The organism is Bacillus sp. PAMC28571 (assembly GCF_014250435.1).
GTDB classification, from domain to species: domain Bacteria; phylum Bacillota; class Bacilli; order Bacillales; family Bacillaceae; genus Bacillus; species Bacillus safensis.
In genome coordinates, this window is sequence record NZ_CP060191.1 from 3,595,376 (window position 1) to 3,611,464 (window position 16,089).

The 16,089-nt window shown below is 41.8% G+C and carries 17 protein-coding genes and 1 other annotated feature; all 17 genes read left to right on the forward strand.

Annotation, left to right across the window (positions count from 1 at the left end; translation table 11 throughout):
* The first annotated feature begins 1 nt into the window (after nt 1).
* The 17 genes from H7F25_RS18195 to nusG all read left to right on the forward strand — a co-directional run bounded on the left by H7F25_RS18195 (nt 2) and on the right by nusG (nt 15,971).
* The gene (locus H7F25_RS18195) at nt 2–1,093 is read left to right on the forward strand and encodes a protein-arginine kinase McsB (RefSeq protein ID WP_024425579.1); all 1,092 of its coding nucleotides are present in this window, start codon (nt 2–4) and stop codon (nt 1,091–1,093) included.
* Nucleotides 1,090–3,525, forward strand: a complete 2,436-nt coding sequence (clpC, locus tag H7F25_RS18200) for an ATP-dependent protease ATP-binding subunit ClpC (RefSeq protein ID WP_048240170.1) — start codon at nt 1,090–1,092, stop codon at nt 3,523–3,525. The genes H7F25_RS18195 and clpC overlap by 4 nt, the downstream gene beginning before the upstream one ends.
* Nucleotides 3,526–3,618: 93 nt before the next feature.
* Nucleotides 3,619–4,998, forward strand: a complete 1,380-nt coding sequence (gene radA / locus H7F25_RS18205) for a DNA repair protein RadA (RefSeq protein ID WP_025092231.1) — start codon at nt 3,619–3,621, stop codon at nt 4,996–4,998.
* A 2-nt stretch (nt 4,999–5,000) separates the two neighbouring features.
* Complete coding sequence (gene disA, locus H7F25_RS18210) at nt 5,001–6,080, forward strand: DNA integrity scanning diadenylate cyclase DisA (protein WP_024425581.1); 1,080 nt, start codon at nt 5,001–5,003, stop codon at nt 6,078–6,080.
* Nucleotides 6,081–6,233: 153 nt separating this feature from the next.
* Nucleotides 6,234–7,334 (forward strand): PIN/TRAM domain-containing protein, encoded by a 1,101-nt coding sequence (locus tag H7F25_RS18215; RefSeq protein WP_024425582.1) that lies wholly within the window; start codon nt 6,234–6,236, stop codon nt 7,332–7,334.
* Between the two features lie 13 nt (nt 7,335–7,347).
* Nucleotides 7,348–8,037, forward strand: a complete 690-nt coding sequence (gene ispD, locus H7F25_RS18220) for a 2-C-methyl-D-erythritol 4-phosphate cytidylyltransferase (protein ID WP_024425583.1) — start codon at nt 7,348–7,350, stop codon at nt 8,035–8,037.
* Nucleotides 8,038–8,040: 3 nt separating this feature from the next.
* On the forward strand, nt 8,041–8,517 hold the full coding sequence (ispF, locus tag H7F25_RS18225; RefSeq protein ID WP_003216928.1) for a 2-C-methyl-D-erythritol 2,4-cyclodiphosphate synthase: 477 nt from the start codon (nt 8,041–8,043) through the stop codon (nt 8,515–8,517).
* A gap of 94 nt (nt 8,518–8,611) precedes the next feature.
* Complete coding sequence (gltX, locus tag H7F25_RS18230; protein ID WP_133744999.1) at nt 8,612–10,063, forward strand: glutamate--tRNA ligase; 1,452 nt, start codon at nt 8,612–8,614, stop codon at nt 10,061–10,063.
* Nucleotides 10,063–10,293 (forward strand) — a binding site (T-box leader). Its footprint overlaps the gene before it by 1 nt.
* A gap of 82 nt (nt 10,294–10,375) precedes the next feature.
* A complete protein-coding gene (cysE, locus tag H7F25_RS18235; protein ID WP_024425585.1) occupies nt 10,376–11,029 on the forward strand; it encodes a serine O-acetyltransferase in 654 nt (217 codons plus the stop codon).
* Nucleotides 11,026–12,426 (forward strand): cysteine--tRNA ligase, encoded by a 1,401-nt coding sequence (gene cysS / locus H7F25_RS18240; RefSeq protein ID WP_024425865.1) that lies wholly within the window; start codon nt 11,026–11,028, stop codon nt 12,424–12,426. The genes cysE and cysS overlap by 4 nt, the downstream gene beginning before the upstream one ends.
* Before the next feature lie 3 nt (nt 12,427–12,429).
* Nucleotides 12,430–12,861 (forward strand): Mini-ribonuclease 3, encoded by a 432-nt coding sequence (locus H7F25_RS18245; RefSeq protein WP_024425587.1) that lies wholly within the window; start codon nt 12,430–12,432, stop codon nt 12,859–12,861.
* Nucleotides 12,845–13,594: a 23S rRNA (guanosine(2251)-2'-O)-methyltransferase RlmB gene (gene rlmB / locus H7F25_RS18250; protein ID WP_024425588.1), complete on the forward strand. Its 750-nt coding sequence runs from the start codon at nt 12,845–12,847 to the stop codon at nt 13,592–13,594. Before H7F25_RS18245 ends, rlmB begins: the two co-directional genes overlap by 17 nt.
* A gap of 2 nt (nt 13,595–13,596) precedes the next feature.
* Nucleotides 13,597–14,109 carry a ribosome-dependent mRNA decay endonuclease Rae1/YacP gene (gene rae1 / locus H7F25_RS18255; protein WP_024425589.1) on the forward strand — a complete coding sequence of 171 codons (513 nt, stop codon included), beginning with the start codon at nt 13,597–13,599 and terminating at the stop codon, nt 14,107–14,109.
* A 63-nt stretch (nt 14,110–14,172) separates the two neighbouring features.
* Nucleotides 14,173–14,829 (forward strand): RNA polymerase sporulation sigma factor SigH, encoded by a 657-nt coding sequence (gene sigH / locus H7F25_RS18260; protein ID WP_008345424.1) that lies wholly within the window; start codon nt 14,173–14,175, stop codon nt 14,827–14,829.
* A 76-nt stretch (nt 14,830–14,905) separates the two neighbouring features.
* On the forward strand, nt 14,906–15,055 hold the full coding sequence (gene rpmG, locus H7F25_RS18265; protein WP_008356502.1) for a 50S ribosomal protein L33: 150 nt from the start codon (nt 14,906–14,908) through the stop codon (nt 15,053–15,055).
* A gap of 34 nt (nt 15,056–15,089) precedes the next feature.
* The gene (gene secE, locus H7F25_RS18270; RefSeq protein WP_008345422.1) at nt 15,090–15,266 is read left to right on the forward strand and encodes a preprotein translocase subunit SecE; all 177 of its coding nucleotides are present in this window, start codon (nt 15,090–15,092) and stop codon (nt 15,264–15,266) included.
* 171 nt (nt 15,267–15,437) lie between these two features.
* Entirely contained in the window at nt 15,438–15,971 is a 534-nt protein-coding gene (gene nusG / locus H7F25_RS18275) for a transcription termination/antitermination protein NusG (protein WP_003217197.1), read from the forward strand.
* Nucleotides 15,972–16,089 lie beyond the last annotated feature (118 nt).

Below are 16,089 nucleotides of genomic sequence, written 5' to 3' on the forward strand. Positions count from 1 at the left end.
CATGTCGCTCCAGCATTTTATTCAAGACGCTCTAAGTCAGTGGATGAAACAAAAAGGACCAGAAAGTGACATTGTTTTAAGCAGTCGTATCCGGCTAGCTCGCAATCTAGAGCATGTTCGTTTCCCAACTCAGTTTTCTCAAGCTGAAGCTGAAGCTGTTCTCCAGCAATTCGAACAAAAGTTTGCTAGCCAGGAAGTGAAGGACATTGGAAACTTTGTTCTGATTCGAATGAATGAAACGCAGCCTTTAGCAAAGAGGGTACTTGTTGAAAAGCATTTGATTAGCCCCAATTTAGCTGAATCAAGATTTGGCGGCTGTTTGCTTTCTGAAAATGAAGAAATCAGTGTGATGCTGAATGAAGAAGACCATATTCGAATCCAATGCTTATTCCCAGGTTTTCAGCTAGCCAATGCACTAAAAGCGGCTAATCAGGTAGATGACTGGATTGAAGAGCAAGTGGATTATGCGTTTTCTGAAAAGCGAGGATACTTAACAAGCTGTCCGACCAATGTAGGTACAGGTATTAGGGCTTCGGTCATGATGCATTTACCAGCATTAGCGCTCACAAGACAAATGAATCGGATTATTCCGGCCATTAATCAATTAGGTCTTGTGGTCAGAGGAATTTATGGTGAGGGCAGCGAAGCAATAGGAAACATCTTTCAAATATCAAATCAAATGACACTTGGTCAATCAGAAGAAGACATTGTAGATGACTTGAATAGTGTGACCGCTCAGCTCATTGAACAAGAGCGATCTGCACGAAAAGCTTTATATCAAACATCTAAAATTGAACTTGAGGACAGAGTGTACCGTTCCTTAGGGATTTTGGCCAATTGTCGTATGATTGAATCAAAGGAAACAGCAAAGTGTTTGTCAGATGTGCGGCTTGGAATTGATTTAGGTATCATTAAGGGGCTTTCAAGTAATATACTGAATGAACTCATGATTTTGACTCAGCCCGGCTTCCTTCAACAATATTCAGGAGGAGCCTTAGAGCCAAATGAACGAGATATAAAACGAGCAGCGATTATTAGAGAAAGGCTGCGCTTAGAAATGCATAGGAATGGACAGGAGGATGAAACGATATGATGTTTGGAAGATTCACTGAAAGAGCTCAAAAGGTATTAGCACTTGCACAAGAAGAAGCCATTCGCCTAGGCCATAAGAACATAGGTACTGAGCACATTTTACTTGGCCTTGTACGTGAAGGTGAGGGCATCGCTGCTAAAGCGTTAGAAGCACTGGGCCTTGTTTCAGATAAAATCCAAAAAGAAGTCGAAAGCTTGATTGGAAGAGGGCAAGAGGTGTCTCAAGCTATTCCTCATTATACGCCTAGAGCGAAGAAGGTCACTGAGCTTTCAATGGATGAAGCAAGAAAGCTAGGTCATTCCTATGTAGGGACAGAACATATTCTATTAGGTCTTATTCGTGAGGGAGAGGGAGTCGCTGCCCGTGTATTAAATAACCTCGGAGTGAGCTTAAATAAAGCACGTCAGCAAGTCCTGCAGCTGCTTGGAAGCAATGAAACCGGTGCATCTGCGGCAGGCTCTAATAGCAATGCAAATACACCAACACTAGATAGCTTGGCAAGAGATTTGACAGCTATTGCAAAAGAGGACAGCTTGGACCCTGTCATTGGCCGAAGCAAAGAAATTCAACGTGTCATTGAGGTCCTAAGTAGAAGAACAAAAAATAACCCTGTGCTGATTGGTGAGCCTGGTGTTGGTAAAACAGCCATCGCAGAAGGTCTTGCACAGCAAATTATTCATAACGAAGTGCCTGAAATCCTGCGCGATAAACGAGTGATGACACTGGATATGGGAACTGTTGTAGCTGGGACGAAATATCGTGGTGAATTCGAGGATCGTTTGAAAAAAGTGATGGACGAAATTCGCCAGGCAGGAAATATCATTCTCTTTATCGACGAGCTTCATACACTCATTGGTGCTGGTGGAGCAGAGGGCGCGATTGATGCGTCTAATATCTTGAAGCCATCCTTAGCACGTGGTGAGCTTCAATGTATTGGAGCGACAACGTTAGATGAGTACCGTAAATACATTGAAAAGGACGCTGCGCTTGAACGACGTTTCCAGCCAATTCAAGTAGATCAGCCGTCTGTTGATGAAAGTATTCAAATCTTAAGAGGACTTAGAGACCGGTATGAAGCACATCACCGTGTGTCTATTACAGATGAAGCGATTGAGGCGGCGGTGAAGCTGTCTGACCGTTATATTTCTGACCGATTCCTTCCAGATAAGGCGATTGATTTAATTGATGAGGCAGGTTCGAAAGTCCGTTTACGTTCGTTCACGACACCGCCTAACCTAAAAGAGTTAGAGCAAAAGTTGGATGAAGTACGCAAGGAAAAGGATGCGGCAGTTCAAAGTCAAGAATTTGAAAAAGCAGCTTCTCTTCGCGATACAGAACAGCGTTTGCGTGAAAAAGTAGAAGTGACAAAGAAATCATGGAAAGAAAAGCAGGGACAAGAGAATTCAGAGGTATCTGTAGATGATATCGCAATGGTTGTTTCCAGCTGGACGGGAGTACCTGTTTCGAAAATTGCTCAAACGGAGACAGATAAGCTTCTGAACATGGAACAATTGCTCCACTCTCGTGTGATCGGGCAGGATGAAGCCGTTGTCGCTGTAGCGAAAGCGGTGAGACGTGCACGTGCTGGCCTGAAAGATCCAAAACGTCCAATCGGCTCCTTTATCTTCTTAGGACCAACAGGGGTTGGTAAAACGGAGCTTGCAAGAGCACTCGCTGAGTCTATTTTCGGTGATGAAGAAGCAATGATCCGTATTGATATGTCTGAATACATGGAGAAACACTCTACATCCAGACTTGTTGGGTCACCTCCAGGCTATGTGGGTTATGATGAAGGTGGACAGCTGACTGAAAAAGTGAGAAGAAAACCTTATTCTGTCGTTCTTTTAGACGAGATTGAAAAGGCTCATCCAGATGTATTTAATATCTTACTGCAAGTGTTAGAAGATGGTCGTCTGACTGATTCTAAAGGGCGTACCGTTGACTTTAGAAATACGATTTTGATCATGACTTCAAACGTTGGAGCTAGTGAGCTGAAGCGCAATAAATATGTTGGCTTTAACGTGCAGGATGAAGGTCAAAATTACAAGGATATGAAAGGCAAAGTGATGGGCGAGTTGAAACGTGCGTTTAGACCTGAGTTTATCAACCGTATTGATGAAATCATTGTCTTCCACTCGCTTGAGAAGAAACATCTCAAAGAGATCGTGTCTCTCATGTCTGATCAATTGACAAAACGATTAAAAGAACAAGACCTATCAATTGAATTGACGGAAGCAGCAAAAGCGAAGATTGCCGACGAAGGTGTTGATCTTGAGTACGGTGCGCGTCCGTTAAGACGAGCGATTCAAAAGCATGTAGAAGATCGACTTTCTGAGGAGCTTCTGAAGGGGAATATTGAAAAAGGTCAACATATCGTATTAGATGTGGAAGATGGAGAAATTGTCGTAAAAGCGACGGCTGCTACGAACTAATATAGTAAGAAAAAAGTGTGAGGCATACCAGCAAGGTGTATGCCTCCCTTTACTTATTTTCTGACCAGTATAAGGAGTTGTATTCTTCAATCTATGGCTAAGACAAAATCAAAATTTATATGCCAATCGTGCGGTTATGAGTCAGCCAAATGGATGGGGAAATGTCCAGGCTGCGGCACGTGGAACAGTATGACAGAAGAGGTCGTTCGCAAAGAGCCGGCAAACCGTCGAAGTGCTTTTAATCATTCTGTTCAAACCATTCAAAAACCTTCACCTATATCTGCAATTGAAACATCCGAAGAACCCCGAATTAAAACAAATTTAGAAGAATTTAACCGAGTATTAGGAAGTGGAATTGTCAAAGGTTCTCTTGTTCTCATCGGCGGAGATCCCGGGATTGGGAAGTCCACATTGTTATTACAAGTATCAGCGCAGCTCTCAGACAAAAATCAGAATGTGTTATACATATCTGGTGAGGAGTCCATTAAACAAACGAAGCTAAGGGCGGACCGCCTTGGCATTGAAAGCGCCTCTTTACATGTTTTGGCTGAAACCGATATGGAGTATATAACGTCTGCTATACAGGAGATGAAACCTGCTTTTGTTGTGGTGGATTCGATTCAAACCGTTTATCAAAGCGATATTACGTCAGCTCCCGGCTCTGTATCTCAAGTTAGGGAATGTACAGCACAGCTGATGAAGATTGCCAAAACAAATGGCATTCCTATTTTTATCGTTGGTCACGTGACCAAAGAAGGCTCGATCGCAGGTCCACGCCTTTTAGAGCATATGGTGGACACCGTTCTTTATTTTGAAGGCGAGCGTCATCATACGTTTCGTATTTTACGGGCGGTCAAAAACCGATTTGGTTCAACGAATGAATTGGGAATTTTTGAAATGAGAGAGGAAGGACTCACGGAAGTATTAAACCCATCAGAAATCTTTTTAGAAGAGCGGTCGGCAGGTGTATCTGGTTCGTGTGTTGTTGCCTCAATGGAAGGAACAAGACCCGTACTTGTCGAGATACAGGCATTAATTTCCCCGACAAGCTTTGGGAATCCGCGAAGAATGGCCACTGGCCTTGATCATAATCGAGTATCGCTGCTCATGGCAGTTTTAGAAAAACGCGTGGGGCTGCTGCTGCAAAACCAAGATGCCTATTTAAAGGTCGCAGGCGGTGTGAAGCTTGACGAACCGGCGATTGACTTAGCTATTGCCGTCAGTATTGCATCAAGCTTTAAAGATGCAGCGCCGCATCAAGCGGATTGCTTTATAGGAGAGGTCGGTCTGACGGGAGAAGTCAGAAGAGTATCAAGAATTGAACAGCGAGTGCAGGAAGCTGCAAAACTAGGATTTAAGCGAATGTTTATTCCTCAGGCGAATATAGACGGATGGAAAAAGCCGAGAGGGATTGAGTTAGTTGGTGTAGAAAATGTAGCGGAGGCACTTCGAATTTCACTAGGGGGATCATAGAAATGGAAAAAGAGAAAAAAGGAGCGAGAGAACTCGATCTCTTAGATATTGTACAGTTTGTGGCACCAGGAACACCTCTGCGGGCAGGGATTGAAAACGTCCTGAGAGCCAATACTGGCGGTCTCATTGTTGTTGGTTATAATGACAAAGTAAAGAGTGTAGTAGATGGAGGATTTCACATTAATTCAGCCTTCTCCCCAGCACATTTATATGAATTGGCGAAGATGGATGGGGCCATTATTCTTAGCGATTCTGGTCAAAAAATCTTGTATGCGAATACACAACTGATGCCAGATGCAACCATTCATTCATCGGAAACAGGCATGAGGCACCGGACGGCTGAACGTGTAGCAAAGCAGACAGGCTGCTTAATTATTGCTATTTCTGAACGGAGGAACGTCATTACCTTATACCAAGGGAATCGTCGTTATACGCTGAAAGATATTGGCTTTATTTTAACAAAGGCTAATCAAGCCATTCAAACACTTGAGAAATATAAAACGATTTTAGATCATGCCATTTCTGCGTTAAGCGCCCTAGAATTCGAAGAGCTTGTGACCTTTGGGGATGTATTATCCGTGCTGCACCGCTACGAAATGGTACTCAGAATCAAAAATGAAATCAATATGTATATCAAAGAGCTTGGAACAGAGGGACACTTGATCCGTCTGCAGGTCAATGAATTGATTACAGATATGGAGCAGGAAGCGGCTTTATTTATTAAAGATTACGTGAAAGAAAAGATTAAAGATCCGTATGTGCTGCTTAAACAACTTCAAGATATGTCGAGCTTTGAGCTTTTAGATGATTCCATTTTGTACAAGTTACTTGGATATCCAGCTTCTACAAATATTGACGAATATGTGTACACAAGAGGATACAGATTGCTCCATAAAATCCCTAGACTGCCAATGCCAATCGTCGAAAATGTGGTTGAAGCATTCGGTGTGCTAGATCGAATTATGGAAGCAGATGTACAAGAATTGGATGAAGTAGAAGGAATTGGAGAAGTAAGAGCGAAAAAGATAAAAAAAGGATTAAAAAGGTTACAAGAAAAACATTATATCGATCGTCAGCTTTAAGAAGAGAAATTTTCTTCTACTACGGTTAAAAATGGATGAATATGGGTATATTAATGATGGTTTTGTTTTCTGTTGCTCATGATAGGAAACTTAAACATATATCAATGTCAGATGAAGGTGGATTGACAGATGAAAAATAAAGGAGGTGAAGGTATGTTAAAAAGAATCGTTCAGGCGTTTTTTATCATTTTGGGTGCAGTTGTGGGGATTTTTATCATTCCAGAGTTATTTCTGCTTTTAAATGTAAAGGACATACCTTTCATAACAAATGCTTACTCTTCAGCACTAATAGGAGCCGTTGTGTTCTTCATCATTGGTAAATGGTGCACAGGTTATGTGGTAAATTGGGTGAAATGGATCGAGGATTCTCTATTGAAGGCGCCTCTTCCTGATCTTATATCTGGAAGTTTCGGATTAGTATTTGGACTTATTCTAGCATATCTTATTGTAAACGTGATCCCGCTAAACAATATCCCATATCATATTTTTGGTACCATTATTCCGATTTTCCTGGCTTTCTTTTTAGGATACCTTGGGTTTCAGGTAGGCTTTAAGAAGAAGGATGAAATGATAGGGCTGTTCTCCCGATCTGCAAAGGTCACAAAGAAAAAAGGAGCAGCTGATGATGAACCTGAAATAGAAGATAAAAAGCTGAAAATTTTAGACACAAGTGTTATCATTGATGGAAGAATCGCAGATATTTGCCAAACTGGATTCTTAGAAGGTGTCATGGTCATTCCTCAATTTGTACTCGAGGAATTACAGCATATTGCAGACTCTTCAGATGTATTAAAGAGAAATAGAGGCCGAAGAGGTCTTGATATTTTAAATCGTATTCAAAAAGAATTGGATATCAAAGTTGAAATTTACGAAGGTGACTTCGAAGACATTCAAGAGGTTGATAGCAAGCTTGTGAAGCTGGCGAAATTAACTTCAGGTGTTGTTGTGACCAATGATTTTAATTTAAATAAAGTATGCGAACTTCAAAAAGTAGCAGTGTTAAACATCAATGATCTAGCCAATGCCGTTAAACCGGTTGTACTGCCTGGGGAAGAAATGAAGGTACAGGTCATCAAAGATGGGAAAGAGCATAACCAAGGTGTTGCTTACTTAGATGACGGGACGATGATTGTGGTCGAGGAAGGACGCAATTACATTGGAAAAGACATTGACGTGCTCGTCACAAGTGTGCTGCAGACTGCTGCTGGAAGAATGATTTTTGCGAAGCCAAAACTTCTGGAGAAGGCGCTCTAAAGGGAGAACGAACATGTATTATGAAGTAGTTATTCCGGCTGCGGGGCAGGGGAAACGAATGAAGGCCGGCCGCAATAAGCTTTTTATTGAGCTGAAAAGAATGCCGGTCATCATTCATACACTAAAGGTGTTTGACGCTCATGCGCAATGCAAACGAATGATCCTAGCGATCAATGAAGAGGAGCGTCAAGACTTTGAAAGGCTACTCAAGGTACACGCTTTTCAAACGCCTGTTTCACTTGTCACTGGCGGTGAAGAACGTCAGCAAAGTGTATACGAAGGATTAAAGGCTGTGAAAGATGCGGACATCGTGCTTGTTCATGATGGGGCAAGGCCTTTTATTAAGCATACACAGATTGACTTGCTCGTTAAAGCGGCGATTGAAAAAGGCTCCGCAGTTGTAGCGGTACCAGTGAAAGACACAATCAAACGCGTTCAAGAAGGCAAAGTGGAACAAACCATTGAACGTCAGAGCTTGTGGGCAGTCCAGACCCCACAAGCTTTTCGTCATTCTATTTTAAAAGAGGCGCATGAATATGCGGAGCGGACAGGCTTCCTTGGAACAGACGACGCCAGTCTTGTTGAACAATTACAAGGTGAGAATGTGTATATTGTCCAAGGAGACTATACCAATATTAAGCTGACAACACCGGATGATTTATTGGTTGCCAAGGCAATTATGGATGCGGAAAGAGGGTACTAGATCATGTTGAGAATAGGACAAGGTTTTGATGTACATCAATTAACAGAGGGAAGACCTCTAATTATCGGCGGGGTCACCATCCCTTATGAAAAGGGACTGCTAGGTCATTCAGATGCTGACGTACTGCTTCACACAGTGGCAGATGCATGCCTGGGTGCGATTGCTGAAGGAGATATCGGCAGACATTTCCCAGACACAGATCCTGAGTTTAAGGATGCAGATTCTTTTAAATTATTGCAGCATGTGTGGGCACTTGTGAAAGAAAAGGGCTACACACTTGTGAATATTGACTGCACCATCATGGCGCAAAAGCCAAAAATGGCACCTTACATACAACCAATGTGTGAGAAAATTGCCGAAGCGCTTGAGGCAGATGTCACACAGGTGAATGTCAAAGCAACAACGACAGAGAAACTCGGATTTACAGGAAGAGGAGAAGGAATTGCCTCTCAGGCAACAGTGCTTCTTCAGAAAAAGTAAAATCCATTTTGATGAGAATAGGTTTTGATGATAAAATACGTTTATAAAAAATTGGTGTCAGACAACATGATGCAGATGAAAGGAAGTTAAACTCATGGGAAATGAAGTGCGTGTTCGTTATGCACCGAGTCCAACTGGTCATTTACATATTGGGAATGCTAGAACGGCTCTTTTCAACTATTTGTTCGCACGCAGCCAAGGCGGCAAATTTATTATTCGAATCGAGGATACGGATCAAAAGCGTAATGTAGAAGGCGGGGAGGAAAGCCAGCTTCGCCACCTGCAATGGCTCGGTATTGATTGGGATGAGAGCATTGATAAAGATGGCGGTTACGGTCCTTATAGACAATCAGAACGTAATGATATTTACAAAAAATATTATGATGAGCTGTTAGAGAAGGACTTGGCGTATAAGTGCTATTGTACGGCAGAAGAGCTAGAGGCAGAGCGTGAAGCACAAATCGCCCGCAGTGAAATGCCTCGATATTCTGGTAAATGCAGTCATTTATCAAAAGAAGAAGAGGACAAACTGATTGCTGAAGGAAGAGAGCCAAGCATCCGCTTCCGAGTGCCAAAAGGAGAAATCATCAAATTTGACGACATGGTCAAAGGTGAAATTTCATTTGAAACAGACGGCATTGGTGACTTTGTTATTGTGAAAAAAGATGGCACGCCAACTTATAACTTTGCCGTAGCCGTGGATGATCATTTGATGAAAATGACTCACGTTCTTCGCGGAGAAGATCATATTTCAAATACCCCTAAACAAATCATGATTTTTCATGCATTTGGCTGGGATGTTCCGCTATTCGGACATATGACGTTGATTGTGAACGAGAACCGCAAGAAATTAAGTAAACGTGATGAATCAATTATTCAATTCATCGAGCAATATAAGAATTTAGGCTATTTACCTGAAGCCCTGTTTAACTTCATTGCATTACTTGGATGGTCTCCAGTAGGCGAAGAAGAGCTGTTTACAAAAGAGCAATTCATCGACATTTTCGATGTAAACCGACTTTCTAAGTCACCAGCTCTATTCGATATGCATAAACTAAAATGGGTGAACAACCAATACGTGAAAGCACTTGATCTTGATCAGGTTGTGGCACTAACACTTCCGCATCTTCAGAAAGCAGGCAAGGTAAGTGAGCAGCTGACTGAAGAAGAAAACACGTGGGTACGCAAGCTTATTTCTCTGTATCACGAACAATTAAGCTACGGAGCAGAAATTGTTGAGTTAACAGAGTTGTTCTTTAAGGAGCAAATTGAGTATAATCAAGAGGCAAAGGAAGTTCTAGCAGAGGAGCAAGTACCAGAAGTGATGGCATCTTTTGCACGTCAGCTTGAACAGCTTGAGTCTTTCACACCTGATGAAATCAAGGCTGCCATTAAAGCGGTACAAAAAGAAACAGGGCATAAAGGCAAGAAACTATTCATGCCGATTCGTGTGGCTGTCACAGGACAAACGCATGGCCCAGAACTTCCACAAAGTATTGAATTACTAGGTAAAGAAACGGTATTAAACCGCATTAAACAAATATAAGGAAATCGTTGCGAGGGAGAAGTACAATGTACTCGTCCATCACAGAAAGAGTCTCCACCGGCTGAAAGAGACTTATGGGCAGACATTGGAAATGCACCCTCAAGACCCTTGAGGAACACGTACGTTAGTATGCAAGGGCGGTACCCTCCGTTATGGGATTAAGTTGAGAAGGCTGAAAGATAAGTAGCTTTCTAAACAGAGTGGAACCGCGTTTTCAAAACGTCTCTGTCATTTGGCAGAGGCGTTTTTTATTTGTCCAAAAAAAGAGAGCAAGTCCTAAGAGAGATTCATGGGGAAGAACGGGGGGAGCATGTGTTTTTCAAAATGCTGAAAGAAGATATTGATACTGTGTTTGATCAAGATCCTGCTGCTAGAAGCTATATTGAAGTAGTGCTAACCTATTCAGGGCTTCATGCGATTTGGGCTCACCGTATTGCGCACGCATTTTATAAGCGGAAGCTGTATTTTATTGCGCGGATCATTTCTCAGGTCAGCCGCTTTTTCACAGGGGTGGAAATTCATCCGGCGGCAACCATTGGCAGGCGGTTCTTCATTGATCACGGCATGGGCGTCGTGATCGGGGAAACATGTGAAATTGGAGACAACGTCACTGTTTTCCAAGGCGTGACATTAGGGGGAACAGGGAAAGAAAAGGGAAAGCGGCATCCGACCATTTTAGATGATGCCCTCATTGCGACAGGTGCCAAGGTGCTTGGTTCTATCACGGTTGGAAAAGGGTCCAAGATTGGTGCAGGGTCGGTCGTGTTAAAAGACGTCCCAGACCATTCCACTGTTGTAGGTATACCTGGGCGAGTGGTCGTTCAAAATGGAAAGAAAATCAATCGTGATCTCAACCATCAAGATTTGCCAGATCCAGTTTCCGATCGTTTTAAAGAATTGGAACGAGAAATGGAAAAGCTAAAAGGTGAGCTGGCTTCATTGAGCAGAAAGGAAGAACAATCATGACAATCAATATTTATAATACATTGACACGTAAGAAGGAAGAATTTGTCCCGCTTGAGCCAGGAAAGGTCAAGATGTATGTGTGCGGACCAACCGTTTATAACTACATTCATATCGGGAATGCTAGACCTGCTATTGTTTATGACACTGTACGTAAGTATTTAGAATACAGCGGTTACGATGTGAACTTTGTATCAAACTTTACAGATGTGGATGATAAACTCATCAAAGCGGCCAATGAACTTGGAGAAGATGTGCCGACAATTGCTGATCGTTTTATCCAAGCCTACTTCGAAGACGTCAGTGCGCTCGGCTGCAAAAAAGCAGACCTTCACCCGCGAGTGACGGAAAACATGGATGATATCATTGCGTTTATTGCGACATTGATTGAAAAAGGCTACGCCTATGAAGCAGATGGTGACGTGTATTACAGCACACGCTCATTTGAAGGTTATGGAAAGCTTTCTCACCAATCAATTGATGAACTGAAGACAGGTGCTCGTATTCGTGTAGGTGAAAAGAAACGAGATGCGCTGGACTTTGCTCTTTGGAAGGCTGCAAAGGATCAGGAAATCTCTTGGGATAGCCCATGGGGCAAAGGACGCCCAGGCTGGCACATCGAATGCTCGGCAATGGTCAAAAAATATTTAGGTGATACGATCGACATTCATGCTGGCGGACAGGATTTAACATTCCCTCACCATGAGAATGAAATTGCCCAATCTGAGGCTTTGACAGGGAAGCCTTTTGCGAAGTATTGGATGCATAACGGGTATATTAATATCGATAATGAAAAAATGTCAAAATCACTTGGCAACTTTGTGCTGGTGCATGACATTGTGAAAGAACAAGATCCTGATGTGCTCCGCTTCTTTATGTTGTCGGTTCACTATCGCCATCCAATTAACTACTCAATGGATTTATTAGAAAGTACAAAGAGTGCGTTTAACCGACTCAAGACATCGTATGCGAACTTACATCACCGTCTTGAGAGCAGTACGAATATCACGGAAGACAATGCTGAATGGCTGGAAAAAATTGAAGAGCAACGTGCGACATTTATTTCTGAAATGAATGATGACTTCAATACGGCAAATGCGATCTCTGTTTTATTCGAATTAGCGAAACAGGCGAATTATTATATGGAAAATGATCATACTTCGGAGGAAGTGATCAAGGCATTTATCGGCTTGTTCCAAGAAATTACGTCTGTTCTCGGCTTCTCATTAGAAGAAAAGCACACGCTTGACGAAGAGGTAGAAGCGTTAATTGAGAAACGCAATGAAGCTAGAAGAAATCGTGACTTTGCCCTATCTGATCAAATTCGTGATCAATTAAAGAACATGAATATTGTGTTGGAGGACACTCCTCAAGGTACTCGCTGGAAAAGAGGAGAATAGGCAATGTTGAATTTTGAAAAGCTGAAAGACGGTAAACAGCTGAACGGACTTGCGCTGGCTTATATGGGTGATGCCATTTTTGAAGTATATGTGAGGCATCACCTCCTCCAAACGGGGGCGACAAAACCAAATGAGCTGCACAAACGAGCAAGCAAAATTGTTTCAGCTAAATCACAGGCTGCTATTTTATTTACGCTTCAGCAGCAAGGCTTTTTCACTGAAGCAGAAGAAGCGGTGCTGAAAAGAGGAAGAAATGCAAAATCAGGCACAGTGCCTAAAAACACAGACGTTCAAACGTATCGTTATAGTACAGCGTTTGAAGCGCTTATGGGTTATTTATTTATCGAAAAGCAGGACGAACGCTTAGAAGAGCTGATTGGTCAGGCGATTGAAATCGGAACGTCAGGGAGGAAGACAAATGAGTCAGCAACATGATTATGTCATTGGGAAAAATGCAGTGATTGAGACACTGAAGTCAGATCGGGAGTTATACAAGCTCTGGATGGCGGAAAACACTGTAAAAGGACAAGCCCAGCAGGTCATTGAACTCGCTAAAAAGCAAAATATCACCATTCAGTATGTTCCGAGGAAAAAGCTTGATCAAATGGTTACAGGTCAGCACCAGGGAATCGTTGCACAAGTAGCAGCATATGAATATGCAGAATTAGATGATCTGTATCAAATCGCTGAAAAGCGGAATGAACAGCCTTTCTTTCTGATTTTAGATGAAATTGAAGACCCGCATAATTTAGGATCTATTATGCGTACGGCAGATGCTGTAGGTGCACACGGGATTGTCATTCCGAAAAGGAGAGCGGTCGGTCTAACAACAACAGTTGCTAAGGCATCCACTGGAGCAATTGAGCATATTCCTGTTGCAAAAGTGACCAATCTTTCAAGAGCCCTTGATGAAATGAAAGAAAGAGGAATCTGGGTTGCTGGAACAGATGCGTCTGCTAAACAGGATTACAGACAATTTGATGGCACAATGCCGCTGGCTCTTGTGATTGGCAGTGAAGGAAAAGGAATTGGCCGATTGATTAAGGAAAAGTGTGATTTTCTGATTAAACTGCCAATGGCCGGGAAGGTTACTTCGTTAAACGCATCAGTTGCTGCTGGTCTATTGATGTATGAAGTGTATCGAAAACGTTATCCGTTAGGAGAATAGAGATGGATATCCTCTTAGTCGATGGATACAACATGATAGGTGCATGGCCTCAGCTGCAGCACTTAAAGGAAAACAGCTTTGAAGAAGCCAGAGACGTGCTGATTCAACATTTAGCAGAATATCAAGCATACACAGGGTATCGAGTCATTGTCGTATTCGATGCCCATATGGTCAAAGGAATTGAAAAAAAGCGGACTAACCACCGAGTAGAGGTCATCTTTACGAGAGAGAATGAAACGGCAGATGAGCGGATTGAAAAGCTGGCGCAGGATTTGAATAATATCCGGACGCAAATTCATGTGGCAACCTCAGATTTTACGGAACAATGGGCTATTTTTGGACAAGGAGCTCTTCGGAAGTCGGCTCGTGAGCTTTTAAGAGAGATTGAAGTGATAGAACGAAAGATTGAAACGAGGGTCAAAAAGATTACTTCTGATAAACCAGCATCTAAGATTGAATTGTCAGAAGATGTATTGAAAACGTTTGAAAAATGGCGGCGCGGGAATCTGGAATAGCTTGACGATATTTCAACCATTAATGTATAATATTTCTATCTAGGTGCGGTCGGGGGGATCGAAGTGAATCTAAACAACAGCAAGGGTAAGTCCATCAGAGAGCAATTTTGCCAGTTGGAAGATGAACAAGTCATTGAAAGGGTTCATGTCGGAGATAGTGATGCGCTAGATTATTTAATAACGAAATACCGCAATTTTGTACGTGCGAAAGCAAGATCTTATTTCTTGATAGGAGCGGATCGAGAGGACATTGTCCAAGAGGGAATGATCGGACTTTATAAGTCTATCCGCGATTTCAGAGAGGACAAGCTTACTTCATTTAAGGCTTTTGCAGAATTATGTATTACCCGCCAAATTATCACCGCAATTAAAACAGCTACTCGCCAAAAACATATCCCGTTAAATTCCTATGTATCATTAGACAAGCCGATCTACGATGAAGAATCGGACAGAACATTATTAGATGTCATTTCCGGTGCTAAAGCGCTTAACCCAGAAGACTTAATCATTAGCAAAGAAGAATTTGATGATATCGAAATGAAGATGGGTGAACTGCTAAGCGAGCTGGAAAGAAAGGTACTTGTGCTGTATCTTGATGGCAGATCCTATCAGGAGATTTCGGAAGATTTAAACCGTCATGTGAAATCAATTGATAACGCACTCCAAAGAGTAAAGAGAAAATTAGAGAAATATTTAGAGCTTCGCGAGATTAGTCTCTAATCAAACCTATATTGACAGCTTTTTCGACACTGTGATAAGGTACTAATGAAATGATGTCGAGAAAATAGGTGTAAATATGAGGAAAAAGATTACTCTAGCCTGTAAAGACTGCGGAAGCCGCAATTATACGACAATGAAAAGTGTTGCTTCAGCAGCTGAAAGATTAGAAGTTAAGAAATATTGCAAGACTTGTAATTCACATAAAACACATTTAGAAACGAAGTAAGATTTGCGTTCTTTAATCTGTGGAGGTCTTTTACATGCGTATTATCAGTTTCTTAAAAAGTGTCGGAAAAGAAATGAAAAAGGTCAGCTGGCCAAAGAAGAACGAAATGGTCCGCTACACAATCACTGTTATTTTAACAGTCGTATTCTTTGCCATCTTTTTCTCTTTTCTTGATATAGGAATCTCACAATTAATCGAATTAATTCATTAATACTTGAATAATGGTCTGCTGAACGTGCTATAATAGATCATAATATGACTTGCCAAAAAACCCGTTTTACGGGTTTTTTCAATTGCTTGAAAATATTTACCGTTACTCGAGATTCGTCAAATAGACATTATGAAATGTGGGGAGGGAAGGACTAAATAGTCCTGAACGAAAATGGAAAAGAATTGGTATGTTGTGCATACGTACTCTGGCTATGAAAACAAAGTAAAAGCGAATTTGGAAAAGCGTGTTGAATCAATGGGCATGCAGGATAAAATCTTCCGCGTCGTCGTACCAGAAGAAGAAGAAACGGATATTAAAAATGGTAAGAAAAAAGTCGTCAAAAAGAAAGTATTCCCTGGCTATGTCCTAGTGGAAATCGTGATGACTGACGACTCTTGGTATGTTGTTCGTAATACACCAGGTGTCACTGGATTCGTTGGATCAGCTGGATCAGGCTCAAAGCCGACTGCACTGCTGCCAGGCGAAGCCGAAACCATTCTGAAGAGAATGGGTCTTGAAGAACGCAAAACAGAAATCGACTTTGAACTGAAAGAAACAGTTAAGGTCATCGATGGACCATTTGCTAACTTCACTGGATCGATTGAAGAAATTGATTACGATAAAAGCAAAGTCAAAGTATTCGTTAATATGTTTGGTAGAGAAACACCTGTTGAACTTGAGTTCACACAGATCGATAAATTGTAATTTAAAAGAGCTTGAAATGAGTGTATAGAAGTGGTAATATAGCAAAGGTACGTCTTGAGTTCACTCAAGATCGCTAGCTAGTTATTTCGTCATTCATATAAAGAATGAAGTTGTTGAG